We start from the raw sequence: 246 nt of genomic DNA, 5'->3' as shown, positions 1-246 counted from the left end.
GAAAAAACCAGTGATTGTCGGCGGTGACACACCGACCAGCGACGGCTACATGCTGTTCCACGATGTGGACGTGGCCAAGGGCGGCGTCCACCTGTGGATCAACCGCAAAGACAAGTACATGACCCAACTCAACGGCATGATCGCCAAGCACGCGGCGGCGCAAGCCAAGGAAGGGCTGCTGGTGACGGCGGATAAAAACTGGGTGATCGTGAAGCCGGAAGATATCCAGTGACCATGGATGTAAGC

1 pseudogene is annotated in these 246 nt (G+C 57.3%); it reads left to right on the top strand.

Annotated elements, in window-relative coordinates:
* Positions 1-232, top strand: a pseudogene (locus tag AAEY72_RS15940) (hypothetical protein); the annotation flags it as partial.
* Positions 233-246: the final 14 nt, after the last annotated feature.

This window comes from Psychrobacter sp. W2-37-MNA-CIBAN-0211 (assembly GCF_040309405.1).
Taxonomy (GTDB): Bacteria; Pseudomonadota; Gammaproteobacteria; order Pseudomonadales; family Moraxellaceae; genus Psychrobacter; species Psychrobacter glaciei.
The sequence above is the reverse complement of the archived record's forward strand: the minus strand, read 5'-3'. Positions and strand labels throughout refer to the sequence as shown.